Source organism: Paraburkholderia sp. RAU2J (assembly GCF_003634845.1).
Taxonomy (GTDB): domain Bacteria; phylum Pseudomonadota; class Gammaproteobacteria; order Burkholderiales; family Burkholderiaceae; genus Paraburkholderia; species Paraburkholderia fynbosensis.
On the sequence record NZ_RBXG01000001.1, the window covers coordinates 2748283 to 2772576 of the forward strand.

Below are 24294 nucleotides of genomic sequence, written 5' to 3' on the forward strand. Positions count from 1 at the left end.
CGGGCCGTGCGCTTCGCGAGTCTCGGCAGCGGTAGTGAAGGCAATGCGTTGCTGGTGGAGGCGCAAAGCGGTGTGACCACCACGCGCGTGTTGCTCGACTGCGGCTTTTCGGCGCGAGAAGTCGAGCGGCGCCTGACGCGGATCGGCGCGAGTGTCGACGGTCTCGACGCCATCCTGATCACGCATGAGCATAGCGATCACATCGGCAGCGCGCTGACGCTGGCGCGCAAATGGTCGATTCCGTTGTACATGAGCTGGGGCACCGCCCGCGCGGTGGGCGCCGACGAAGTCGACGTCGACCTGCAGGTGTTATGGGGCGACGAAGCGGTGGCGATCGGCGACCTCAGCATCCTCCCTTACACCGTTCCTCACGATGCCCGCGAGCCGTTGCAATACGTGTTCTCGAATGGCGCGAGCCGGCTCGGCGTGCTGACCGACGTCGGCACGTCCACGCCGCATATCAGCGCGGTGCTGAGTGGGTGCGACGCGCTGGTGCTCGAATGCAATCACGATGTGCGGATGCTCGCGGGCAGCCGCTATCCGCAATCGTTGAAGGCGCGCATCGGTGGCAATCATGGGCATCTGAACAACGACGCGGCGGCCGACATTCTGGCTTCGCTCGACCGCTCGCGCCTTCGCCACCTCGTCGCTGCGCATTTGAGCCAGCAAAACAATCTGCCGGAACTGGCGCAGGCCGCGATGGCCGGTGTACTGGGCGCGGCGCTGACTGAGGTGGTGGTCGCTTCGCAGGATGAGGGATTTGCGTGGCTGAGCGTGTGACGCCCGGCTGCGGGTGGCGGATCGATCTCGATTCCTAACGCCGCGGGCATTGCGGCAGTGCAAAGAAAAAGCCCATAACGATTTCTCGTTATGGGCTTTTTTTCTTCAGGGCGAAGCGTTTTGCGAACGCCGCGCCCACGTCGGACTCAGTTGCGGTTGCCGCCGAAGATGCCGAGCAGCGCGAGCAGGTTGACGAACACGTTGTACAGGTCCAGATAGATCGCGAGCGTGGCGGTGATGTAGTTCGTCTCGCCGCCGTTCACGACGCGCTGGACGTCGAACAGCATGTAGGCCGAGAAGATCACGATGGCCATCACCGAAACCGTCAGCATCAGCGCCGACAGTTGCAGGAAGACGTTGGCGACCGAAGCCAGCAGCAGCACGATCACGCCCATGAATAGCCACTTGCCGAGGCCGGAAAAATCGCGCTTGCTGACCGTGGCGATCGTGGCCATTGTCGCGAAGATCACACCAGTGCCACCGAAGGCGAGCATGATTAGCGACGGGCCGTTAGAAAAACCGAGCACGAAGCTCAGGATGCGCGACAGCATCAGGCCCATGAAGAACGTGAAGCCAAGCAGCACGAACACGCCGAGCGAGCTGTCTTTCGTTTTCTGGATCGCGAACATGAAGCCGAACGCGATCGCGAAGAACGCCAGCATGCTCATCGCCGGGCTGGTGGCGGCGAACAGCGTGAAGCCGGTGGCGAGACCCACCCACGCGCCGAGCACGGTCGGAATCATGGACAGCGCCAACAGCCAGTAGGTGTTCCGTAGTACGCGGTTGCGCGTTTCGACCGTGCTGACAGCGCCATTGCGGCCAAAGCTATACGGATGTTCGTTCATGGTCTCTCCTTACCTCAGAAGCGTGTTTCGTGATGGTGGTACGGCGGTTTGTGCCGCGCCGGGCGCATGGGGCGGCCGCGAGGCGCAAAGGTATTCATCCCTAAGATTAGCGCCGAAGCACGGAGTTTCAATACCTCGCAATGTCCGTACGTCCTACGCTAGCAGTATTTTGGAACGCGTGCTGCGTTCCTTTCAATACTGTAAGGGTTCAATCGCAATCATACACGAGAACATGCTACAATAGCGGATTCATTTGAATCTGTAACCTCTTAATTTTTTGGAGTTTTTATGGCGATCGAACGCACCCTGTCGATTATCAAGCCGGACGCAGTGGCCAAGAACGTGATCGGCCAGATCTACAGCCGTTTCGAAAACGCTGGTCTGAAGATCGTGGCGTCGCGCATGGTTCACCTGTCGCGCGCTGACGCAGAAAAGTTCTACGCCGTGCACGCTGCACGTCCGTTCTTCAAGGACCTGGTCGACTTCATGATTTCGGGCCCGGTTGTCGTGCAGGCGCTGGAAGGCGAAAACGCAATCCTGAAGCACCGCGATCTGATGGGCGCAACGGACCCGAAGAAGGCGGAAAAGGGCACGATCCGCGCCGACTTCGCGGACAGCATCGACGCTAACGCCGTCCACGGTTCGGACGCGGCTGAAACGGCTGCAGTCGAAATCGCATTCTTCTTCCCGCAAGTAAACGTCTACTCGCGTTAAACCGCGCGTCAAGCCGGTTTGTTTCGCGCGGTTCGTGCAGCCGATGTTTTATCGCACGAATCGCCCGGCAAAGTAGTAAGGTAAAAGCAGCAGGAATGGGCGCGATCGGCATTGCGTTCATGCAGCTTGTTGCATGAACGCAGTCTCGCACTGAAATGGCAGGATTCGATATGACGAGCAGCTCCACCGTCAACCTTCTCGATCTGGACGCCCAAGGGCTTGTCGCTTACTGCGACAGCCTGGGCGAGAAGCCGTTTCGCGCCAAGCAATTGCAGCGCTGGCTTCATCAGTACAACGCTGCCGACTTCGACGGCATGACCGATCTCGCGAAGTCCTTGCGCGAAAAGCTCAAAGGGCGCGCTTCGATCACGATGCCCGGCATCGTCAGCGACCATATTTCGACCGACGGCACACGCAAGTGGCTGATCGACGTCGGCAACGGCAACGCGGTTGAAACCGTCTACATTCCCGAAGAAACGCGCGGCACGCTGTGCGTGTCGTCGCAGGCCGGATGTGCGGTCAACTGCCGTTTCTGTTCGACCGGCAAACAGGGTTTTTCCCGCAATCTCTCCACCGGCGAAATCATCGGCCAGCTGCGCATGGCCGAATTTGCGCTGCGTGCTTCGCGCGGCGTGGCCGGCGGCCGCGCCACGGGGGGTGACGGCAAGGGCGAGCGCGTGGTCACGAACGTCGTGATGATGGGCATGGGCGAGCCGCTGCTCAATTACGACGCGGTCGTGCCGGCCATGCGCCTGATGCTCGACGACAACGCGTACGGTCTTTCGCGCCGGCGCGTCACGCTGTCCACCTCGGGCGTCGTGCCGATGATGGACCGGCTCGGCGCCGATCTGCCGGTGGCGCTCGCGGTTTCGCTGCATGCGCCTAGCGATCCGCTGCGCGACATGCTAGTGCCGCTGAACAAGAAGTATCCGCTGCGCGAATTGATGGCGGCTTGCCAGCGCTATCTGAAAGTCGCGCCGCGCGATTTCATCACGTTTGAGTACTGCATGCTCGACGGCGTGAACGACAGCGAAGCGCAAGCGCGCGAATTGCTGGCCATGACGCGCGACGTGCCGTGCAAATTCAATCTGATTCCGTTCAATCCGTTCCCTGAGTCGGGCTTGATCCGCTCGAAGCCGGAACAGATCAAGCGGTTTGCACAAGTGTTGATGGACGCGGGCGTCGTCACCACGGTGCGCAAAACACGCGGCGATGACATCGACGCTGCCTGCGGTCAGCTGGCCGGTGCGGTTCAGGACCGCACGCGCCTGGCTGAGCGCACCGGGAAGGCAGCGAAGGTGATCGAGGTTCGCGCCGTGTAATCGTCCGGTAAGGCAGGACCGTCGGCGTTCGCTGGAAAGTTCAGTCGATCCGCGAAAGTCGTCATGCCACCGTCGATTGAAAAGAAAGTTTGCAGAAGCGATCGGAAGCGGCACACAAAGCCGCGCATTTTGTTATAAACGGTCTGCGATTCGGGCGCGAGGTTTCAGCGGCTCCGGATGGCACGAGTGAAAAAAGAATCGACGCGAAAGGATTTGGGATGAGTGAGCCGCAGCACCCGCAGCCGCACGACACAGACACGAATGAAGGCCATCCGGCGCCGGTCGCACGGGCGGTAGTGCAGCCCGTTGTGCAGTCGAACCTGGATTCGTTGGCGGCGGCTGGCGCGCGCTTGTCCCAGTTGCGTGAATCGAAGGGATGGTCGATCGAAGACGTGTCGGCCCGCCTCAAGGTGTCGGTCACCAAGTTGCGCGCGCTCGAGTCGGGCGACATCAGCCACTTGCCGGATACGACTTTCGCGCTCGGCGTGGTGCGTAGCTACGCGAAAATGCTCGGCGCCGATCCGACGCCGTTCACGCAGGCGCTGCGCCGCGAAACGGGCGTGCCGGCGCCGGATCTGTCGATGCCGGCGTCGTCGGGTAAGGATTTGCCGCGTGGCAGGGTGTCGCTCTCGCTTGGCGGCGGCGGGCAGAAAAGCCGTTCGTGGCTGTGGGGCGTTGCGGCGGTTGTCGTTGCGGTGATTGCGCTCGCTATGTGGCATACCAATGGCGGCGACTCGACCGCGTGGCTCGCGCGTCTGAAAGCGAGCGCGAATGGCGTCACGGGCACCGCGACCGGCGCATCGGGCGCGGTGGCGCAGGGGCCGTCGACGGCCGCCACGGCGGAAGAAGAAGCGTCGGCGCCGGAAGCGCCGGCCGCAGCGGAAAATGCAGCGTCGGCTACGCCGATGCCCGCGCCGTTGGCGACCGGCACGGCGCCGTCATCGGCACCCGCGGTCACTGCAATGACGGCGGCGCCGAAGGCCGGCTCGCAGGCTCAGGTCGCGGCGGCGCCGGGCGCGAGCGCGCCAGCGGTCGTGGTCGCGGGAGCTTCGGCGACAGCGACGACGCCTGCTGCAGGCGAGGCGATCGTCGCGCTGCGCGTGACCCAGGACAGCTGGTTTAGCGTGCGTGGCAAAGATGGCAAGGAAGTGTTTTCCGGCCTCGTGCACGCAGGCGATACGAAGGAAGTGACAGGCGAGGCGCCGTTCAAAATCACGCTCGGCAACAAGGCCGGTCTCGAGTCGCTGACGCTCGACGGCGAGCCGGTCGATCCGGCGAAATATTCGGCGGCCAAAGGGAATGTGGCACGCTTCGCGCTGCCTTGACAGATACGGTATGCGCCGCGGCCAACCGGTCCGCGGCGCTTTTTCAATTCAGGCGCTACGTTTTGTGTAGCGCATGCCGCGTAAATGGGTCTTTCGATGCAATCCGAAGCTCAATCCCGATCCAATAGCAAGATCGTTTCTAACGAACCGGTGTTCGGCGGCCAGGCTGCGCGGCGCAAGTCGCACGCAGTCGACGTCCGTTGGGGCGGCCAGCTCGTCACCATCGGCGGCGACGCGCCGGTGCGCGTGCAGTCGATGACCAACACGGACACGGCGGACGCGATCGGCACCGCGATCCAGATCAAGGAACTGGCGCAAGCCGGTTCGGAACTGGTGCGTATCACGGTGAACACGCCGGAAGCGGCCGCAGCCGTACCGGCCGTGCGAGAGCAGCTCGACCGCATGGGCGTGTCCGTGCCGCTGGTTGGCGACTTCCACTACAACGGCCATCTGCTTCTGCGCGATTACCCCGCGTGCGCGGAGTCGCTGTCGAAGTATCGGATCAATCCGGGCAACGTTGGCCACGGCGCGAAGCGTGACACGCAGTTCGCGCAGATGATCGAAGCCGCGGTGAAGTACGACAAGCCGGTGCGCATTGGCGTCAACTGGGGCAGTCTCGATCAGGACCTGCTCGCGAAGATGATGGACGAAAACGCGTCGCGCGCCACGCCATGGGAAGCGCAAAGCGTGATGTACGAAGCGCTGATCCAGTCGGCGATCGGCTCGGCGGAACGCGCGGTCGAACTCGGTCTCGGGCGCGACAAGATCATTCTGTCGTGCAAGGTCAGCGGCGTGCAGGACTTGATCGCCGTGTACCGCGAACTCGCGCGCCGTTGCGAATTCGCGCTCCATCTCGGCTTGACCGAAGCGGGCATGGGTTCGAAGGGCATCGTTGCTTCGACCGCGGCATTGTCCGTGCTGTTGCAGCAGGGCATCGGCGACACGATCCGTATCTCGCTCACGCCGGAGCCCGGCGCATCGCGCACCGGCGAGGTGATCGTTGGCCAGGAAATTCTGCAGACCATGGGGCTGCGTTCGTTCACGCCGATGGTGATCGCGTGCCCGGGTTGCGGTCGCACCACCAGCACGCTGTTCCAGGAACTGGCGTCGCAAATCCAGACCTATCTGCGCACGCAGATGCCGGTGTGGCGCGACCAGTATCCTGGCGTCGAAAAGATGCACGTCGCAGTGATGGGCTGCATCGTCAACGGTCCGGGCGAATCGAAGCAGGCCAACATCGGCATCAGCTTGCCGGGCTCGGGCGAAAACCCGGCCGCGCCGGTGTTCATCGACGGCGAGAAGGTCAAGACGCTGCGCGGCGAGAACATCGCGCACGAATTCCAGCAAATCGTGAGTGACTACGTCGAGCGCCGCTACGGCCGCGCTGAAGCACTCAACTAAACACCAGCTATCGAAGACAGATGACTGAACTGAAGAAAAAGCTCGAAAAGCTCTCCGGCGTGAAGGGCATGAACGACATCCTTCCGCAGGAAGCCGGGCTGTGGGAATTTTTCGAAACCACCGTCAAGTCGATGCTGCGTTCGTACGGATACCAGAATATTCGTACACCGATCGTTGAGCATACGCAGCTGTTCAAGCGCGGCATCGGCGAAGTGACCGACATCGTCGAGAAAGAGATGTACAGCTTCACCGACGCATTGAATGGTGAAAATCTGACCATGCGTCCCGAGAACACGGCGGCGGTCGTGCGCGCGGCGATCGAACACAACATGCTGTACGACGGTCCGAAGCGTTTGTGGTACGTCGGTCCGATGTTCCGGCACGAGCGTCCGCAACGCGGCCGCTATCGCCAGTTCCATCAGGTCGGTGTGGAAGCGCTGGGCTTCGCGGGCCCGGATGCCGACGCTGAAATCATCATGATGTGTCAGCGGCTGTGGGACGACCTCGGCCTGATGGGTATCAAGCTCGAAATCAATTCGCTTGGTGTCGCGGCAGAACGCGCGGCCCATCGTGTCGAACTGATCGCGTACCTCGAAAAGCACGTCGACGTGCTCGACGAAGAAGCGAAGCGCCGTCTCTACACGAACCCGCTGCGCGTGCTGGACACGAAAAATCCGGCCATGCAGGAAGTCGCGCAGAACGCGCCGAAGCTGATCGATTTTCTCGGTGACGAGTCGCGTGCGCACTTCGAAGGTTTGCAGCGCATCCTGAAGGCGAACAACGTTCCCTTCACGATCAACCCGCGTCTCGTGCGCGGTCTTGATTACTACAATCTGACCGTGTTCGAGTGGGTGACCGACAAGCTCGGCGCGCAAGGCACGGTGGCGGCGGGCGGCCGTTACGATCCGCTGATCGAGCAGCTCGGCGGCAAGCCGACGGCAGCCTGCGGCTGGGCGATGGGCGTGGAGCGGATTCTCGAGTTGCTGAAGGAAGAAGATCTCGTGCCCGAGGCCGAAGGCTGCGACGTGTACGTGGTCCATCAGGGTGACGCCGCGCGCGAGCAGGCCTTCATCATCGCGGAACGTCTGCGCGATACGGGCCTCGACGTGATCCTGCATTGCAGCGCCGACGGTCAGACGGCCAGCTTCAAGTCGCAGATGAAGCGCGCCGATGCGAGCGGTGCGGCGTTCGCGGTGGTGCTCGGCGAAGACGAAATCGCGAACGGCACGGTCGGTGTCAAACCGCTGCGCGATACAAACGCTAACGGCGGTAAAAACGAGCAACATAACGTGCCCGCCGAAGACTTGACCGAATTTCTAATCAATGCGATGGTTGCAACCGCCGAAGACGGCGACGACTGATCGCGATGTCGTCGGGCCGGTTGGCTCGACACGCACACGAATCAAGAAAGAGGAAATCGCCGGGCAATGAGTTACCACGACGAACAAGAATCGATTGAAAGTCTGAAGGCATGGTGGACGCAGTGGGGCAATGCAACCACTTGGATCGTGCTGGTGGCGTTGGTTGCAGCAGCCGGGTGGAACGGCTGGAATTTCTGGCAACGGCGTCAGGCGGCGGAAGCCGCGGTGCTGTATGACCAGGTGCAGCAAGCCGTGGCATCGGGCGACAAGGCCCGGGTCACGCGCGCCGCCACTGACATGGAAGACAAGTTCAGCCGCACCGCGTATGCGCAGATGAGCGCGCTGGGCGCAGCCAAGGCGCTCTACGCAGCAGGCGACGAAGCCGGTGCGAAGGCCCAGTTGCAATGGACCATCGATCACGCGAAAGACGACGAGTTCAAGCAGATCGCCAAGCTGCGCATGGCGTCGCTGCTGCTCGACGAGAAGGCTTATGACCAGGGCCTCGCATTGCTCGCCGAGCCGCAATCGGACGCGTTCAAGGGCGTCGTGGCGAACCGCCGCGGCGACCTGCTCGCCGCTCAGGGCAAGCGCGAAGATGCGCGCACGGCCTACAAACTCGCGCTCGACTCGCTGTCGAAAAACGACAGCTCGGCACGCCAGTTGATTCAGTTCAAGCTGGACGCGCTGGGCGGCTGATCGCCACACGCAGTGCGCCGCACGAACGACCAACCGGTCTCCTTTAATTAATTTCCTGAATGCTTCGTCCACCGATGAATCTGCTGAAACGTTACGCCGTGCCCGTTATCTGTGCGATGACCGTCCTCACGATGGCGGCTTGCTCATCCACGAAAGACGAGCGCCGTGTGCCGACGCCGCTCACCGAGTTCAAACCCGTGCTCGACGTGCAGCAGGCCTGGACGGCGAGCGTGGGCAAGGCGGGCCGTTACCTGTTCGCGCCGGTCGCTGTCGGTAACGCGGTGTTCGCCGCAGGTGCGAACGGCTCGGTTGCGAAGATCGACGCGCAAACCGGCAAGGACATCTGGCGCGTCAAGCTGCGTGACGATCTGTCGGCGGGTGTCGGCAGCGACGGCACGCTCACGGCGGTCGGCGGTCTGAAGGGCGACGTCTACGTGCTCGGCGCCGACGGCAAACAGTTGTGGACCGCCAAGGCGCCGGGTGAAATCATTTCGCCGCCGCTGGTTGGCAACGGTCTCGTGGTGGTGCGCACGGTCGACGGCCAGCTCGTCGCTTTCAACGCGCAAACCGGCGAGCAGAAGTGGAACTACCGCAACCGCGCGGTGCCGCTCAATCTGCGGGTGTCGTCGGGCATGACCTTCGCGGGCGACGCGGCCGTGCTGGCCGGTTTCCCGGGCGGTTCGTTCGCCGCGATCAACCTGCAAACCGGCGACGCCTACTGGCAGACCCCGGTGTCGTATCCGAAGGGTGTGACGGAGGTGGAGCGTATCAACGACGTGACCGGTCCGCCCACGCTGGTCGGTTCGCAAACCTGCGCGGTGACGTTCCAGGGCCAGATTGGCTGTTTCGATGCGAACTCGGGCCGCGTGGTGTGGGAAAAGGCGTTCTCGAGCACGAGCGGCCTCGCACAGGATGACCGCACCGTGGTGGCGGCGGACGACTGGTCGGTGGCGTCGGCGTTCGACGTCAATACCGGCGCGGTGCTGTGGAAGAACGACCAGCTGAAGAACCGCGATCTGAGCGTGCCGTTCCTGCTGGGCCGCGCTGCGGTGTTTGGCGACTATCAGGGCTACGTGCACTTCCTGTCGGCTGCCGACGGCACGCTCGTCGCCCGCGTGAAGACCGACGGCAGCGCGATTACCGCGGCGCCGGTGCTGGCCGGCGAGACGCTGGTTGTGCAGACGCGCGACGGCGGCCTGTACGGCTATCGCCCGCGCTGATTGCGCGAGGCTCGCCGTCGTCTGGCGCGCAGGCCGGCTTCGCCGGCCGCGCGCGTTTCTGTCGAGCTGGTTTTGATTGTTTTTGATTGTTGTCGTATCGCAAAGCAAGTCGAAGAATTTTGCCGGAGTGGCTGGTCCGGCAAGTCGGATCAGACAGGGCACGTGTAAGCGTCGTGTCCCTTGGTGGCTGCTTGCGGCACCACCTGTCGACGGTCTCGCAGATCCATCGCCCGCGAACGGGCGTGCGGGCCGTCGAGCAAGAAAGACTGAATCTGGCGGCCCATTGGCGCTGCCCATACAGCCAAATCCCCGTCCGCCCGAATGTGCATATTGCCCGCACATCCGGGGCTGGTCGAATTCGTGATAATTTTCGTCAAACGCTGCCGTGTGACGGCCGCATGGCGTCGCTACGCGAGCGATCGATTTCGATCCCGCGTTTCACCGTGAACAACATCTGATGAAACCCGTTATTGCCCTCGTCGGGCGCCCCAATGTGGGGAAATCCACGCTGTTCAACCGCCTCACGCGCTCGCGTGACGCGCTGGTTGCCGACCTGCCCGGCCTCACCCGCGATCGCCATTACGGCGAAGGGCGCACGGGCGAGCGGCCGTATCTGGTCGTCGATACCGGCGGCTTCGAACCGGTCGCGAAAGACGGCATCCTGCATGAGATGGCGCGTCAAACCCGCCAGGCGGTAGAGGAATCCGACATCGTCGTGTTCATCGTCGACGGCCGCAACGGTCTTGCGCCGCAGGACAAGTCGATTGCCGACTATCTGCGCAAGGTCGGCCGGCCGATCTTCCTCGTCGTCAACAAGGCCGAGGGGATGAAGTACACGACTGTCGCCGCCGACTTCTACGAACTCGGTCTCGGCGACCCGCGCGCGATTTCCGCCGCGCACGGTGACGGCGTCACGGAAATGATCGACGAGGCGCTCGGCGTCGCGTACGCGGGCCAGCCGGAAGAAAGCGACGACGAGAAAGCGGCGCGCGGCGTGAAGATCGCGATCGTCGGCCGTCCGAACGTCGGCAAGTCGACGCTGATCAACGCGCTGGTGGGCGAAGAGCGCGTGATCGCGTTCGACATGCCGGGCACGACGCGTGATTCGATCTATGTCGACTTCGAGCGCCAGGGCAAGCCGTACACGCTGATCGACACGGCCGGCCTGCGCCGCCGCGGCAAGGTGTTCGAAGCGATCGAGAAATTCTCGGTGGTGAAGACGCTGCAATCGATCTCGGATGCGAACGTCGTGATCCTGCTGCTCGACGCGCGCCAGGACATCTCCGAACAGGACGCGCACATTGCCGGCTTCGTCGTGGAGCAGGGCCGTGCGCTGGTGGTGGGCGTGAACAAGTGGGACGGTCTTGATCCACATGTGCGCGAGCGCACCAAAGCGGACCTCGAGCGCAAACTAAAATTTCTCGACTTCGCGAAATTCCATTTCATTTCCGCTGCGGAGAAAACCGGTATTGGCCCGCTGATGCGTTCGGTCGACGATGCGTACACTGCGGCGATGGCCAAGCTGCCGACGCCGAAGCTCACGCGCGCGCTGATCGATGCGGTCGAATTCCAGCAGCCGCGCCGTCGTGGTCCGGTGCGGCCGAAACTGCGTTACGCGCACCAGGGCGGACAGAATCCGCCAATCATCGTGATTCACGGCAACGCACTCGATGCGATCACCGAAACATATAAACGCTACCTCGAAAACCGCTTCAGGGAAACTTTCAAGCTGACTGGGACTCCATTGCGAATAGAGTTCAGATCATCGACGAACCCTTACGCGGACAAAGGCTGAAACCCGCGTGCGTGTTGGGTTTGGGCGCAGAACCCCGGCTCTCGCGCAAAAACGAAAATCGGCTATAGTGTAGCGGTTGACGGCTGATCTCTTTTTCCTCACCGTCAATTTAGTCAACCTGCAAAAAAATACGGAGTTTGCTATGAGCAACAAAGGGCAATTGTTACAAGACCCGTTTTTGAACGCACTGCGTAAAGAGCATGTGCCGGTGTCGATCTACCTGGTCAACGGCATCAAGCTTCAAGGGAACATCGAATCGTTCGACCAGTACGTCGTGTTGCTCCGGAATACGGTCACCCAGATGGTCTACAAGCACGCAATCTCGACGGTCGTGCCAGCCCGCCCGGTGAATTTCCACCCGGATTCCGAACAGTCCTAACCCCCGTCGCGGCCGGCGCAGCGTCGCCCGTTGGCGATTACTCCCGGCCGCCTCATTTTGATACCCTCCAATTTGATCAATGCAGCGCTTGTCGGCATCGACTTCGGTAAGATCGATTTCGAAGCCAGTCTCGAAGAACTCAGCCTGCTCGCGCAAAGCGCGGGCGCGAATCCCTTAGTCACCCTCACCGGACGCCGCTCCAGTCCCGACGCGAAGATGTTCGTCGGCAGCGGCAAGGCCGAAGAATTGCGTCTTGCCTGTGAGGCGAACGACATCGAACTCGTCATCTTCAATCACGCTCTGGCACCTGCGCAGCAGCGCAATCTGGAGCAGGCGCTTAATCGGCGCGTGGTCGATCGCACGAGTCTCATCCTCGATATTTTTGCGCAACGCGCCCGCAGCCACGAAGGCAAGCTGCAGGTGGAACTCGCGCAGCTGCAATATCTGTCGACCCGGCTGATTCGCGCGTGGACCCACCTCGAACGCCAGAAAGGCGGTATCGGTTTGCGCGGCCCCGGTGAAACGCAGCTCGAAACCGACCGCCGTCTGATCGGCGAGCGCATCAAGGCGCTCAAGACGCGGCTCGAAAAACTGCGCCGTCAGCACGGCACGCAGCGCCGCGCGCGCAGCCGCAACCAGACGATGTCGGTATCGCTCGTCGGCTATACGAACGCGGGCAAGTCCACGCTCTTCAACGCGCTCACGAAAGCTCAGGCGTATGCCGCCGACCAGCTGTTCGCGACGCTCGACACGACCTCTCGGCGTGTCTACCTCGGCGACGAAGCGGGGCAGGTGGTGGTGTCCGACACGGTCGGCTTCATCCGCGAATTGCCTCACCAGCTGGTCGCGGCGTTTCGCGCCACGCTCGAAGAAACCATTCATGCCGACCTGCTGCTGCATGTGGTCGATGCGTCGAGCGCGGTGCGCCTCGACCAGATCGATCAGGTGAACGAGGTATTGCACGCGATCGGCGCGGACACGATCCGCCAGGTGCTGGTGTTCAACAAGATCGACGCGGTGCCGGAGTTGGCGGCCCGTGGCGACGCGGTCGAGCGGGATGAATATGGTAATATTTCGCGCGTCTTTTTGAGCGCGCGCACCGGGCAAGGGCTGGATACGTTGCGTGCTGCCATCGCTGAAATCGCTACTGCTGAACCGCTTGCCGATACGTTGATCGATCGGTCGGAAGAAGGCCGGTCGGCAGCACCACGCGACGACCGCAAGGTTCCAGAACTCGGGCACTGACCCGTTCCAATTGCACTGACCCGCTGTCTACTCTGGTGAACGAACACAGGTGAACGATTACAACGAGCGGAGTATCTGGCTGCGCATGCGAGCCTTGCTTTCACTGAACGATCCCCGCTGGGGCCGGGGAGACGGCAACGGTGACCGGCAACGGCCCAACGATCCCAAGCGTCCGCCGAAGGACGGCGAAGGTCCGCCCGATCTCGACGAGATGTGGCGTGATTTCAACCGCCGCTTGAGCCGGATTGTGGGCCGCAAGGGCGGTGGTGCGGGTGGCGGCCGTCCGGACAACGGACGCGGCGCGCGCATCGGCGTGGGCATCGTGATCGGCGTGCTGATCGCGATCTATCTCGGCAGCGGCGTGTTCGTCGTTCAGGATGGCCAGGCCGCGGTCGTCATGCAGTTCGGCAAGTATCGCTACACCGCCGGGCAGGGCGTGCACTGGCGCCTGCCGTATCCGTTCGAAGCACATGAGTTCGTCAATATCGGCCAGGTCCGCCAGGTGGAGATCGGCCGCAACAACGTGGTGCGTCCGGCGAACGTGAAGGACGCGTCGATGCTGACGCACGACGGCGATATCGTCGACGTTCGCTTCGCGGTGCAATATCAGGTGCGCAAGCCCACCGATTATCTGTTCCGTGGCGGTGACCCCGACCAGAGCGTCACGCGTGCTGCGCAGGCGGCGGTGCGCGGCATCGTCGGCGCGCGCAGCACGAACGAAGTCCTCGATCAGGATCGCGAAACAATGCGCCAGCAACTGGTGGCGGCGATCCAGCAATCCCTCGATCAATACGAATCCGGCCTCGCCGTGACAGGTGTGACGATCCAGAGCGTGCAGATGCCCGACCAGGTGCAGGCCGCGTTCGACGACGCCGCCAAGGTGCGTCAGGAAAACGAGCGCGCGAAGCGCGATGCGCAGGCCTATGCGGCGGATCTGTTGCCACGTGCGCAAGCCGACGTGGCGCGCCAGATAGAAGAAGCGAAGACCTACAGCGAAAAGACGGTGGCGCAGGCGCAAGGCGAAGCCGACCGCTTCAAGCAGGTGTTCGCGCAGTATTCGAAAGCGCCGGCCGTGATCCGCACGCGCATGTACATGGAAACCATGCAGCAGATCTACTCGACTACGACCAAGGTGTTTGTGGACAGCAAGAACGGCAACAACGTGTTGTATCTGCCGCTCGACAAGCTGGTCGAGCAGGCCCGCCAGCGCGTCGCCGACGCGGCTGCGGCCACGCCGGGCGCCACGGCTGCCGGTGCGCCGCAAGCGGCAAGCGCCGTGGCACCGTCGGGCGCTTCCGCCCCGGTCGCGGGAACGGCATCGGCTCCCGCCGCGAGCGATGTGCCCGCCAGCGAGCCGAGAGCCAGCGGCACCTCGATGCGTTCACGCGAAGCCTTCCGCAATCGCATGCGCGAAGACGACGTTCAATAAGGAGCGCACAACATGAACAAGATCATTGCGCTCGTCGTGGCTGTCGTCATCGTGCTGTTCGCGGCTTCGTCGATGGTGTTCGTCGTCGATCAGCGGCACATGGCCGTGTTGTCGTCGCGAGGCGATACGCCGTCCACGTTGCTCGGCCCGGGTCTGCACGTCAAATTGCCGCCGCCTCTGCAAACGGTCACGCTGGTCGACAACCGCATCCAGTCGCTCGACGCACCGGACGAAGACCGCTTCGCCACGTCGGATAAGACCGAACTGTTGGTCAATCCGGTCATCAGGTTCCGCGTCACCGATCCGCTCAAGCTGCTCGCCGCAACCAAGGGTGATGTGCAGAGTCTGCCGGACCGGCTCGCGTTGCTGTCGCGCGCAGCGCTCGGTGATGCGTTCGGCCAGTTCACGCTGGCCGACGCGCTCGCCAAACAGCAAAGCGTCGCCGACGAAGCACGCGGCGCGATCGACAAGGGCGCGGCCTCGCTGGGCGTGTCGGTGGTCGACGTGCAACTGACGCGCGTCGATTTCCCGGCGGAGATGACCGATTCGGTCTTCAAACGGATGATCGCCGCCCGCGAGCAGGTCGCCGCCGACGAGCGCGCAAAGGGCGCGGCCGAGGCCAACCAGATCAAGGCGGACGCGCTCGCGCAGCAGCAGGCGGTGCTCGCCGACGGTTACAGCCAGGCGCAGACCATCCGTGGCGAAGGCGATGCGAAGGCAGCGGAAATCGCCGCCGAAGCATTCGGCAAGGATCCGCAGTTCTACCAGTTTTATCTGAGCATGCAGGCATACAAGAAGACCTTCAAGCCGGGCGATCTGATCGTGGTCGATCCGAACAACGAGTTCTTCCGCTTCATGCGTAGTCCGACCGGTGGCGTTACGCCGGACGCTCCCGCGGCCTCGCGCAAACACTGATAACCGGAAGGCCGTGGCATTCGTATCGCGGCCCGTTGAATTCGCATGGATATAGCCGGCTCGTTACTGCTCGCGATCGCGTTGATGCTGATTATCGAGGGGATGTTCCCCTTCGTTTTTCCGGCCGCCTGGCGGGACACGTTCCGTAAAATAGCGGAACGGCCTGCGCATCAGATTCGCGTGGGTGGTCTGATCGTGATGCTGCTCGGGCTGATCCTGCTGTTTATCGTGACCTGACGGGCGACGTCGGCGAGTGGGCGGCACGTGGTGCTTGCCCGATTCCTCGCAAGGGCCAAGGGCACGGTTTGGGTGCGGTGGGCGCTGTAACGTACGCCGATATCCACTTGAAGCGCTGTCGGCGGACCACGCCCATGTCCGCGATAGTCGCCAGAATCCAGCCGCCGCCCGCCATTCTCATACTCACTTACCGGCGCTTCAGCCGCCGTGTTCAACGTCGTAGGACTGTATCGATGTCGACCTGGTTACTTCCCGAGAATATTGCCGACGTGCTGCCGTCGGAAGCGCGCAAGATCGAAGAGTTGCGGCGCCATTTGCTGGACCGTTTCCGTTCGTACGGCTACGAGATGGTGATGCCGCCGCTGCTCGAATACCTCGAGTCGCTGCTCACTAGCGGCGGCCATGATCTGAATCTGCGCACCTTCAAGCTCGTCGACCAATTGTCCGGCCGCACGCTCGGCCTGCGCGCCGACATCACGCCGCAGGTTGCGCGTATCGATGCGCATCTGCTGAACCGTCAGGGTGTCACGCGTCTTTGCTACGCGGGCAATGTCGCTCATACGCGGCCGCGCGGCCTGCACGCGACGCGCGAGCAGATTCAGATCGGCGCGGAAATCTACGGTCACGCCGGCCTCGAAGCGGATCTGGAGATCCAGCAACTGATGCTCGACGCGCTGCGTCTTGCGGGGCTCGCCAAAGTACGCCTCGATCTGTGTCACGCGGGCGTGCTCGCGGCCCTGATCGAAGCCGAGCCGGCCGGCGCCGACCTCGGGCAGTCGCTGTACGACGCGCTGGCAGGCAAGGACGTGCCGCGCCTCGTCGAACTGACGGCAGGGCTCACGCCGGTCATTCGCGACGCGTTGCGCGCGCTGCCGACGCTGTACGGCGACGCGTCGATGCTCGACGAAGCCCGGGCGCGCCTGCCCAATGCACCGGCGATCGCCCGCGCGCTCGACGACCTCGCGTTCCTCGCGAGCCAGGTGGACAGCGCCGAAGTGATGATCGATCTCGCCGACCTGCGTGGCTACGCGTACCACAGCGGCGTGATGTTCTCCGCCTACGTCGACGGCGTGCCGAACGCGGTGGCGCGCGGCGGCCGTTACGATCACGTCGGCCAGGCCTATGGGCGGGCTCGTGCGGCAACCGGTTTTTCGCTCGATCTGCGTGAAGTGGCGCGCATCTCGCCGGTCGAAGCGCGCAGCAGCGCGATTCTCGCGCCGTGGCAGCACGACGACGCGTTGCGCGTGAGCGTCGCCGCGTTGCGCGATGCCGGTGAAGTGGTGATCCAGGCGCTGCCTGGTCACGAGCACAATCTGGATGAATTCGCGTTCGACCGCGTGTTGGTCGAGCGCAACGGTGCATGGGTCGTCGAACCGCGTGCCTGAGCGCGTTCCGGCTGATTGCTCGAGGGACTATCCCCGGCACCGGTCAGACGGCGGCGAAAGTGCCGCTGAACCCGGCGCGACGAGCCGCCGCGCCGGCTTTCCTATAGCCAACATAACGTGCATACCGTTGAGCGGAAACGGAAAAATTCGGAAGGTTCCGCGAACCTAGGTAGAATACGTTTTTAACCAGCTTACGAAACAACATGTCTGCCAGCGCAGTGAATGTGAACCCCGGGCGTAACGTCGTCGTCGTGGGAACCCAGTGGGGTGATGAGGGCAAGGGCAAGATCGTCGACTGGCTGACGGACCACGCCCAAGGCGTCGTTCGCTTCCAGGGCGGTCACAATGCCGGTCACACGCTGATCATCGGCGGCAAGAAAACCATCTTGCGCCTGATTCCGTCGGGCATCATGCATCCGGGCGTCGCGTGCTATATCGGCAATGGCGTCGTGTTGTCGCCGGAAGCGCTGTTCAAGGAAATCGGCGAACTCGAAGCCGCCGGCGTCGATGTCCAGAACCGCCTGTTCATTTCCGAAGCCACCACGCTGATCCTGCCGTATCACATCGCCATCGACCAGGGCCGCGAAGCGCGCCGTGGCGCAGGCAAGATCGGCACGACCGGCCGCGGCATCGGCCCGGCCTACGAAGACAAGGTGGCGCGCCGCGGCTTGCGCGTGCAGGACCTGTTCGAGCCGGCAACGTTCGCCGAACGTCTGCGCGAAAACCTCGACTATCACAACTTCGTGCTCACGCAATATCTGGGTGTCGCCGCTGTCGACTTCCAGCAAACGCTCGACACGATGCTGAGCTACGCCGACCGCCTGAAGCCGATGGTCACGGATGTCTCGCGCCGTCTGTACGACGCGAATGCCGCTGGCAGCAATCTGCTGTTCGAAGGCGCGCAAGGCACACTGCTCGACATCGACCACGGCACCTATCCGTTCGTCACGTCGAGCAACTGCGTGGCAGGTGCGGCGACCGCGGGCGCGGGCGTCGGTCCGCAAAAGCTGAACTACATTCTCGGCATCACCAAGGCGTACTGCACGCGCGTCGGTTCGGGCCCGTTCCCGAGCGAACTGTACGACGCGGACAATGCCGCGCGTCAGGAGGCGATTGGCCTCGAACTGGCTACTGTCGGCAAGGAATTCGGCTCGGTCACCGGCCGTCCGCGCCGCACCGGCTGGCTCGACGTCGCCGCGCTGCGTCGCTCGATCCAGATCAACGGCGTGTCGGGTCTGTGCATGACCAAGCTCGACGTGCTCGACGGCCTCGACGAAGTGAAGCTGTGCGTCGGCTACACGGTCGACGGCAAGAATGTCGATCTGCTGCCGCGGGGCTCGTCGGAAGTCGCGCGCTGCGTGCCGGTGTACGAAACCTTCGCGGGCTGGAAGGAAAGCACCGTCGGCATCAAGGAATGGGACAAGCTGCCGGCCAATGCGCGCGCGTATCTGTCGCGTGTGCAGGAAGTCGCAGGTATTCCGATCGACATGGTGTCGACCGGCCCGGATCGCGACGAGACCATTCTGCTGCGTCATCCGTTCAAGGTTTAAGCCATGGTTCAAGGTGTACCCATGATCGCGATGAAAGATCCGCGCAATGACGACAAGAACCTGTGGGTCGGCTGGGACGAGTATCACCGGCTGATCGAGTTGCTGGCGCTCGGCGTGCACGAATCGGGCTGGAAATTCGATCAGATTCTGTGCCTCGCGCGTGGCGGCCTGCGCGTGGGTGACCAGCTCTCGCGCATCTACGACCTGCCGCTGGCGATTCTCGCCACCAGCTCGTATCGCGAAGCGGCCGGCACGGAGCAGGGCGAACTCGACATCGCCCAATACATCACGATGACGCGCGGCGAACTGCACGGCAACGTGCTGCTGGTCGACGACCTGGTCGATTCGGGCGTCACGCTGGCGCGGGTTCAGCAGCATCTGAAGGAACGCTATCCGGCGATCACCGCGGTGCGCTCGGCAGTGCTCTGGTACAAGGGCTGCTCGAAGGTGAAGCCCGATTACCACGTGCAGTATCTGCCCACCAATCCGTGGATTCATCAACCGTTCGAGGAGTGGGACACCGTTCGTCCGCACAACCTTGGCGCGTGGATCAAGCGCGGTGTCGCGCAGGCGCAGGAGTCGTCGGGAGAGTGATGTGGACTTCGGCGCTTTAACCGTCGCGTCGTTTGCACCGCAGTACCCGCAAAACGGAGTCCGTATGGGCTCCGTTTTTTTTTGCGCATCGATCCCGTCTGCGCGCGGCTCGAATGTACGTCGCAATCCGCGTGATGCCGGTGCTGACGGGACGGCCGACCCGGCAGACGCGTGCAAAACGCAGTGCTACACTGCGCGGACTATCCACGTGGTGTATCCACAACAAGCAGGGCGGCGTCAGGCGGGCAGTTTAGAATGGCGGTCGTTTTTTCCGCTCAGGGAACGGATTCCTCGCGTCTATGACAGATAACAATCACGTGCACAAACATCCACTGCCTTCCCTCGCGATTGCCGCGATCGGAGTGGTGTTCGGCGATATCGGCACGAGCCCGTTGTATTCGTTGAAAGAGGCATTCAGCCCGTCGCACGGCATTCCGCTGACCGAGCAATCGATCCTCGGTGTGATCTCGCTGCTGTTCTGGGCGATCATGATCGTGGTCGGCGTCAAGTACGTGCTGTTCGTGATGCGCGCGGACAATAACGGCGAGGGCGGCGTGCTCGCGCTGATGGCGCTGGCGTTGCGCTCGCTCGACGAGAAGTCGAAAATGGCCGGGCTGCTCGTCATGCTCGGCATCTTCGGCGCCTGCATGTTCTATGGCGATGCGGTGATTACGCCGGCCATCTCGGTGATCTCGGCGGTCGAGGGCCTGCAGATTGCCGCGCCCCATCTGTCACATCTGGTGCTGCCGCTGACGATTGCGATCCTGGTTCTGCTGTTCTGGATTCAGCGGCACGGCACGGCGATGGTCGGCCGCCTGTTCGGCCCGATCATGGTGGTGTGGTTCGTCGTGCTCGCCGCGCTGGGCCTCTGGCATATCGGGCAGTCGCCCAACGTGATCCGCGCGCTGAACCCGTATTACGCGTACTCGTTCATGGCCGCGCACGTGCTGCAGGCCTATGTGGTGCTCGGCTCGGTCGTGCTGGTGCTGACCGGCGCCGAAGCGCTTTACGCCGACATGGGCCACTTCGGCGCGAAGCCGATCCGCATGGCGTGGTATCTGCTGGTGATGCCGTCGCTGGTGCTGAACTACTTCGGCCAGGGCGCGCTGCTGATGCACGACCCGAAGGCCATCGAAAATCCGTTCTTCCTGCTCGCGCCTGACTGGGCGTTGCTGCCGCTCGTCGTGCTCTCGACAGTGGCGACCGTGATCGCATCGCAGGCCGTGATCTCCGGCGCGTATTCGCTGACGAGCCAGGCAATCCAGCTCGGCTACGTGCCGCGCATGAAGATCCTGCACACGTCGGAACTGGCGATCGGTCAGATTTATGTGCCGGTCGTGAACTGGATGCTGCTGTTCATCATCCTGTGCATCGTGATCGCCTTCAAGAGTTCGGACAATCTCGCCGCCGCGTACGGTATCGCGGTGACGGCCACGATGGTCATCACGACGATCCTCGCCTGCGTCGTGATGGTGAACGTGTGGAACTGGAACAAGCTGCTGGTGGCGTTGATCATCGGCGTGTTCATGACGATCGACCTGGGCTTTTTCGGCGCGAATCTGCTGAAGGTCGAAGAGGGTGGCTGGCTGCCGCTCGGTATCGGCGCACTGCTGTTCTTCCTGCTGATGACCTGGTTCAAGGGCAGGATGATCGTCAAGGAGCGCACGGCCGCCGACGGTATTCCGCTGATGCCGTTCCTGCAGGGGCTGCTTGCGCATCCGCCGCATCGCGTGTCGGGGACGGCGATCTATCTGACCGGCAGCGATACGCTGGTACCGGTGAGCCTGCTGCACAACCTGAAGCACAACAAGGTGCTGCATGAACGCACGATCTTCCTGACCTTCGTGACGCGCGACATTCCGTACGTGAACGACGCGGAGCGGGTGACGGTCAAGGACATCGACGGTGGTCTGTATCTCGTGAAAGCGGCGTACGGCTTCAACGAGACCCCCGATGTAAAAGCGGTGCTGCTCGAAGTCGGCCGCACGCACGACATGACCTTCGAGTTGATGGACACGTCGTTCTTCCTTGCTCGCGAAACGGTGGTGCCGACGCAGTTGCCGGGCATGTCGGTGTGGCGTGAGCGCGTGTTCGCATGGATGCATCAGAACGCCGCGAAGCCGACGGACTTCTTCAGCATTCCGGCGAACCGGGTGGTGGAGTTGGGGACCAAGATCGAGATCTGAGTACGGTCACAGCGGGTTGCCGTGCGCTTCGTACGACGGCGCGCGAAAACAAAAAGCCCACGCAATGCGTGGGCTTTTTGTTTGGGTGTCTTCAAGGGCTTCGTTGCTGCATCGGCTCACTCGCCGCGCGAGCGCTCAGGCGATGAACGTGCGCACGTGCAACCGGAAAGCATGCTTAGGGCAACGCGTGAACGGGTCAACATACCGCCCACGCGCGACCCCGACGCGCTTACTTCTGCTTGAGCTTCGCGAACGCGGCAGCCATCGCACCACCCGGTTCCGGTTCGCGCGAGCGTTGCTGCGGCGCGCCTCGCCCTGCACCGCCCGAGCGGCCGGCGGCGCCGCGATCCTGCTGCGCGCCACCGCCGCTGCGTGCCGTGGCCGCGCCAAACTCGTCGTCCAGACGCATGGTCAGCGCGATGCGCTGGCGTTTCACGTCGACTTCGAGCACTTTCACCTTGACGATCTGGCCGGCCCTGACGACTTCGTGCGGGTCCTTGATGAACTTCGTCGACATCGCCGACACGTGCACGAGACCATCCTGATGCACGCCGATGTCGATGAACGCGCCGAACGCCGCCACGTTCGTCACCACGCCTTCGAGCACCATGCCCGGCGTCAGATCGCTGACCTTCTCGACGCCTTCGCGGAACGTTGCAGTCTTGAACTCGGGGCGCGGGTCGCGGCCCGGCTTTTCGAGTTCGAGCAGAATGTCGCGCACGGTCGGCAGGCCGAAACGCTCGTCGACGAATTCACTCGGTGACAGTCCGCGCAGTGCGTCGCGATTGCCGAGCACTTCGCCGACATGCTTGCTGATCTTCGCGAGCATCCGTTCGACGACCGGATACGCTTCCGGGTGCACCGACGAACGGTCGAGCGGATTCTCGCCGTTGTTGATGCGCAGGAAGCCGGCGGCCTGTTCGAAGGTTTTGTCGCCGAGACGCGGCACCTTGCGCAGATGCTCGCGCGACGGGAACGGACCGTTCGCATCGCGATAGTCGACGATGTTGCGTGCGAGCGTCGCGTTCAGACCCGACACGCGCGCGAGCAGCGCGACCGACGCGGTGTTCGCATCGACGCCGACCGCGTTCACGCAGTCTTCGACCACGGCGTCGAGCGAACGCGCCAGTTCGCGCTGGTTGACGTCGTGCTGATATTGGCCGACGCCGATCGCCTTCGGCTCGATCTTCACGAGTTCGGCGAGCGGGTCCTGCAGGCGGCGCGCAATCGACACCGCGCCGCGCAGCGACACATCCATGTCGGGGAATTCCTTCGCCGCGAGTTCGGAGGCCGAGTACACCGACGCGCCCGCTTCGGACACGACGATTTTCTGCAGCTTGAATTCCGGATGACGCGCGATCAGCTCGCTCGCGAGCTTGTCCGTTTCACGCGACGCCGTGCCGTTGCCGATGCTGATCAGCTCGGCCTGCGTCTGCGCGCAGATGCGCGCGAGTTTCGCGATGGAGCCGTCCCAGTCGCGGCGCGGTTCGTGCGGATAGATCACGTCGGTGGCGAGCACCTTGCCGGTCCGGTCGACCACCGCGACTTTCACGCCGGTGCGCATTCCCGGATCGAGACCGATCACGGCCTTCGGGCCAGCGGGTGCGGCTAGCAGCAGGTCCTTCAGATTGCGCGCGAACACGCGGATTGCTTCGTGTTCGGCTTCGTCGCGCAGATTGGTCAGCAGTTCGTTTTCGATGTGCGGCTGCACCTTCACACGCCAGCACCAGCGGCACACGTCGGAGAGCCACTTGTCGGCCGGGCGGTTCTGATTGGCGATGCCGAAGTGGCGCGCGATCAACGCTTCGCCAGGATGCGGCACCTGCGCGTCGAGTTCTTCGCCGAGGCCCAGCTTGACCATCAGCACGCCCGCATTGCGGCCGCGGAACAGCGCGAGCGCGCGATGCGATGGCACGGTGCGGATGGTCTCCGCGTAATCGTAGTAGTCGCGGAATTTCTCTTCTTCCGCGTTTTCCTTGCCTTCGACCACTTTCGACGACACCACGCCCTGGTTGAACAGGTAGTCGCGCAGCTTGCCGAGCAGCTCGGCCGTTTCGCCGAACTGTTCGGAGAGGATGTCGCGCGCGCCGTCGAGCGCGGCCTTGACGTCGGCGACGCCTTTCTCGGGGTCCACGTACGCGGCGGCTTCGGTTTGCGGATCGAGCAACGGATTGGCCAGCAGCGCGTCGGCGAGCGGCTGCAGACCGGCTTCGCGCGCGATCTGTGCGCGGGTGCGGCGCTTCGGCTTATACGGGAGGTACAGATCTTCCAGCACCTGCTTGCTGTCGGCGCCTTCGATCGCGGTGCGCAGCTCGTCGGTGAGCTTGCCCTGTTCGTCGATGCTCGTGATGATCGCGGCGCGGCGGTCTTCCAGCTCGCGCAGATACAGCAGGCGTTCCTCGAGATTACGCAGTTGCGTGTCATCGAGATTGTCGGTCACTTCCTTACGGTAGCGGGCGATGAACGGAACAGTCGCTCCTTCGTCGAGAAGTTGCACCGCGGCCGCGACCTGGCGCGGCTGGACGGACAGTTCGGCGGCGATGCGCTGTACGATCTTGAGTGCTACGGTTTCCGTCATAAGGTCTTGGTGTTCCTGCGGACTCAGTCAGGGGCCGCGCGCTGACGGCGCGTTGGGACACGCCCGGCGTGTGCGCTGCGACCAGGTTGCTGGAGCGGGGCATTTTGCCATAAATGCCAAAGGGCTCAACCGCAGGGTGATAGAATTTCGGGCATGTTCCGCTGACCCTCTACGACGTTGCCAATCTCCTTGTCCCTCAACCGCCTGGGCTCCCGCTTGGTCTCTCGCCTGTCACCGGGTTTGTCGCCGGTATTGCCAGAATCGCCGCTGTTTTTGCTGCGTTTGTCGCTCGCCTCGCTGGTGTCGGTGGCGCGTTCCGCGCTTGGGTCCACGTTTG

General features: G+C 63.1%; 20 protein-coding genes. 18 read left to right on the forward strand and 2 right to left on the reverse strand.

All coding sequences use genetic code 11. The annotated features are described in order from the left end of the window. The first annotated feature begins 6 nt into the window (after window positions 1-6). A complete protein-coding gene (locus B0G69_RS12570) occupies window positions 7-780 on the forward strand; it encodes an MBL fold metallo-hydrolase (RefSeq protein ID WP_121317381.1) in 774 nt (257 codons plus the stop codon). Between the two features lie 146 nt (window positions 781-926). On the opposite strand, the gene B0G69_RS12575 is transcribed toward B0G69_RS12570, so the two are convergent. Beyond that, a complete protein-coding gene (locus tag B0G69_RS12575) occupies window positions 927-1625 on the reverse strand; it encodes a Bax inhibitor-1/YccA family protein (protein WP_121317383.1) in 699 nt (232 codons plus the stop codon). 288 nt (window positions 1626-1913) lie between these two features. On the opposite strand from B0G69_RS12575, the gene ndk reads away from it, so the two are divergent. The 17 genes from ndk to B0G69_RS12660 all read left to right on the forward strand — a co-directional run bounded on the left by ndk (window position 1914) and on the right by B0G69_RS12660 (window position 21379). Then, a complete protein-coding gene (ndk, locus tag B0G69_RS12580) occupies window positions 1914-2339 on the forward strand; it encodes a nucleoside-diphosphate kinase (RefSeq protein ID WP_012433533.1) in 426 nt (141 codons plus the stop codon). Window positions 2340-2509: 170 nt separating this feature from the next. Further along, on the forward strand, window positions 2510-3661 hold the full coding sequence (gene rlmN, locus B0G69_RS12585; RefSeq protein WP_121317385.1) for a 23S rRNA (adenine(2503)-C(2))-methyltransferase RlmN: 1152 nt from the start codon (window positions 2510-2512) through the stop codon (window positions 3659-3661). Window positions 3662-3879: 218 nt separating this feature from the next. Next, complete coding sequence (locus tag B0G69_RS12590; protein ID WP_121317387.1) at window positions 3880-4986, forward strand: helix-turn-helix domain-containing protein; 1107 nt, start codon at window positions 3880-3882, stop codon at window positions 4984-4986. Between the two features lie 84 nt (window positions 4987-5070). Further along, complete coding sequence (gene ispG / locus B0G69_RS12595; protein ID WP_121317389.1) at window positions 5071-6387, forward strand: flavodoxin-dependent (E)-4-hydroxy-3-methylbut-2-enyl-diphosphate synthase; 1317 nt, start codon at window positions 5071-5073, stop codon at window positions 6385-6387. A gap of 20 nt (window positions 6388-6407) precedes the next feature. After that, window positions 6408-7748: a histidine--tRNA ligase gene (gene hisS / locus B0G69_RS12600; protein WP_121317391.1), complete on the forward strand. Its 1341-nt coding sequence runs from the start codon at window positions 6408-6410 to the stop codon at window positions 7746-7748. Between the two features lie 66 nt (window positions 7749-7814). Further along, the gene (locus tag B0G69_RS12605) at window positions 7815-8444 is read left to right on the forward strand and encodes a tetratricopeptide repeat protein (RefSeq protein ID WP_121317393.1); all 630 of its coding nucleotides are present in this window, start codon (window positions 7815-7817) and stop codon (window positions 8442-8444) included. A gap of 74 nt (window positions 8445-8518) precedes the next feature. Continuing rightward, the gene (gene bamB, locus B0G69_RS12610) at window positions 8519-9664 is read left to right on the forward strand and encodes an outer membrane protein assembly factor BamB (protein ID WP_121317395.1); all 1146 of its coding nucleotides are present in this window, start codon (window positions 8519-8521) and stop codon (window positions 9662-9664) included. 457 nt (window positions 9665-10121) lie between these two features. Continuing rightward, entirely contained in the window at window positions 10122-11459 is a 1338-nt protein-coding gene (gene der / locus B0G69_RS12615) for a ribosome biogenesis GTPase Der (RefSeq protein ID WP_121317397.1), read from the forward strand. 142 nt (window positions 11460-11601) lie between these two features. Next, window positions 11602-11838 carry an RNA chaperone Hfq gene (hfq, locus tag B0G69_RS12620; RefSeq protein WP_006051315.1) on the forward strand — a complete coding sequence of 79 codons (237 nt, stop codon included), beginning with the start codon at window positions 11602-11604 and terminating at the stop codon, window positions 11836-11838. A gap of 57 nt (window positions 11839-11895) precedes the next feature. After that, window positions 11896-13083, forward strand: coding sequence for a GTPase HflX (gene hflX / locus B0G69_RS12625; protein WP_199731190.1), 1188 nt, complete (start codon window positions 11896-11898; stop codon window positions 13081-13083). 49 nt (window positions 13084-13132) lie between these two features. Next, window positions 13133-14512: an FtsH protease activity modulator HflK gene (gene hflK, locus B0G69_RS12630; protein ID WP_121317401.1), complete on the forward strand. Its 1380-nt coding sequence runs from the start codon at window positions 13133-13135 to the stop codon at window positions 14510-14512. Window positions 14513-14524: 12 nt separating this feature from the next. Beyond that, the gene (locus B0G69_RS12635) at window positions 14525-15427 is read left to right on the forward strand and encodes a protease modulator HflC (protein WP_121317403.1); all 903 of its coding nucleotides are present in this window, start codon (window positions 14525-14527) and stop codon (window positions 15425-15427) included. Between the two features lie 45 nt (window positions 15428-15472). After that, window positions 15473-15664 (forward strand): DUF2065 domain-containing protein, encoded by a 192-nt coding sequence (locus tag B0G69_RS12640; RefSeq protein WP_121317405.1) that lies wholly within the window; start codon window positions 15473-15475, stop codon window positions 15662-15664. Window positions 15665-15897: 233 nt separating this feature from the next. Further along, window positions 15898-17049 carry an ATP phosphoribosyltransferase regulatory subunit gene (locus B0G69_RS12645; protein ID WP_121317407.1) on the forward strand — a complete coding sequence of 384 codons (1152 nt, stop codon included), beginning with the start codon at window positions 15898-15900 and terminating at the stop codon, window positions 17047-17049. Window positions 17050-17252: 203 nt separating this feature from the next. Continuing rightward, complete coding sequence (locus B0G69_RS12650) at window positions 17253-18599, forward strand: adenylosuccinate synthase (RefSeq protein ID WP_121317409.1); 1347 nt, start codon at window positions 17253-17255, stop codon at window positions 18597-18599. A 3-nt stretch (window positions 18600-18602) separates the two neighbouring features. Next, window positions 18603-19193 (forward strand): phosphoribosyltransferase, encoded by a 591-nt coding sequence (locus B0G69_RS12655; protein WP_121317411.1) that lies wholly within the window; start codon window positions 18603-18605, stop codon window positions 19191-19193. A gap of 299 nt (window positions 19194-19492) precedes the next feature. Then, entirely contained in the window at window positions 19493-21379 is a 1887-nt protein-coding gene (locus B0G69_RS12660; RefSeq protein ID WP_121317413.1) for a potassium transporter Kup, read from the forward strand. Between the two features lie 229 nt (window positions 21380-21608). On the opposite strand, the gene B0G69_RS12665 is transcribed toward B0G69_RS12660, so the two are convergent. Further along, window positions 21609-23957: a Tex family protein gene (locus B0G69_RS12665; RefSeq protein WP_121317415.1), complete on the reverse strand. Its 2349-nt coding sequence runs from the start codon at window positions 23955-23957 to the stop codon at window positions 21609-21611. Window positions 23958-24294 lie beyond the last annotated feature (337 nt).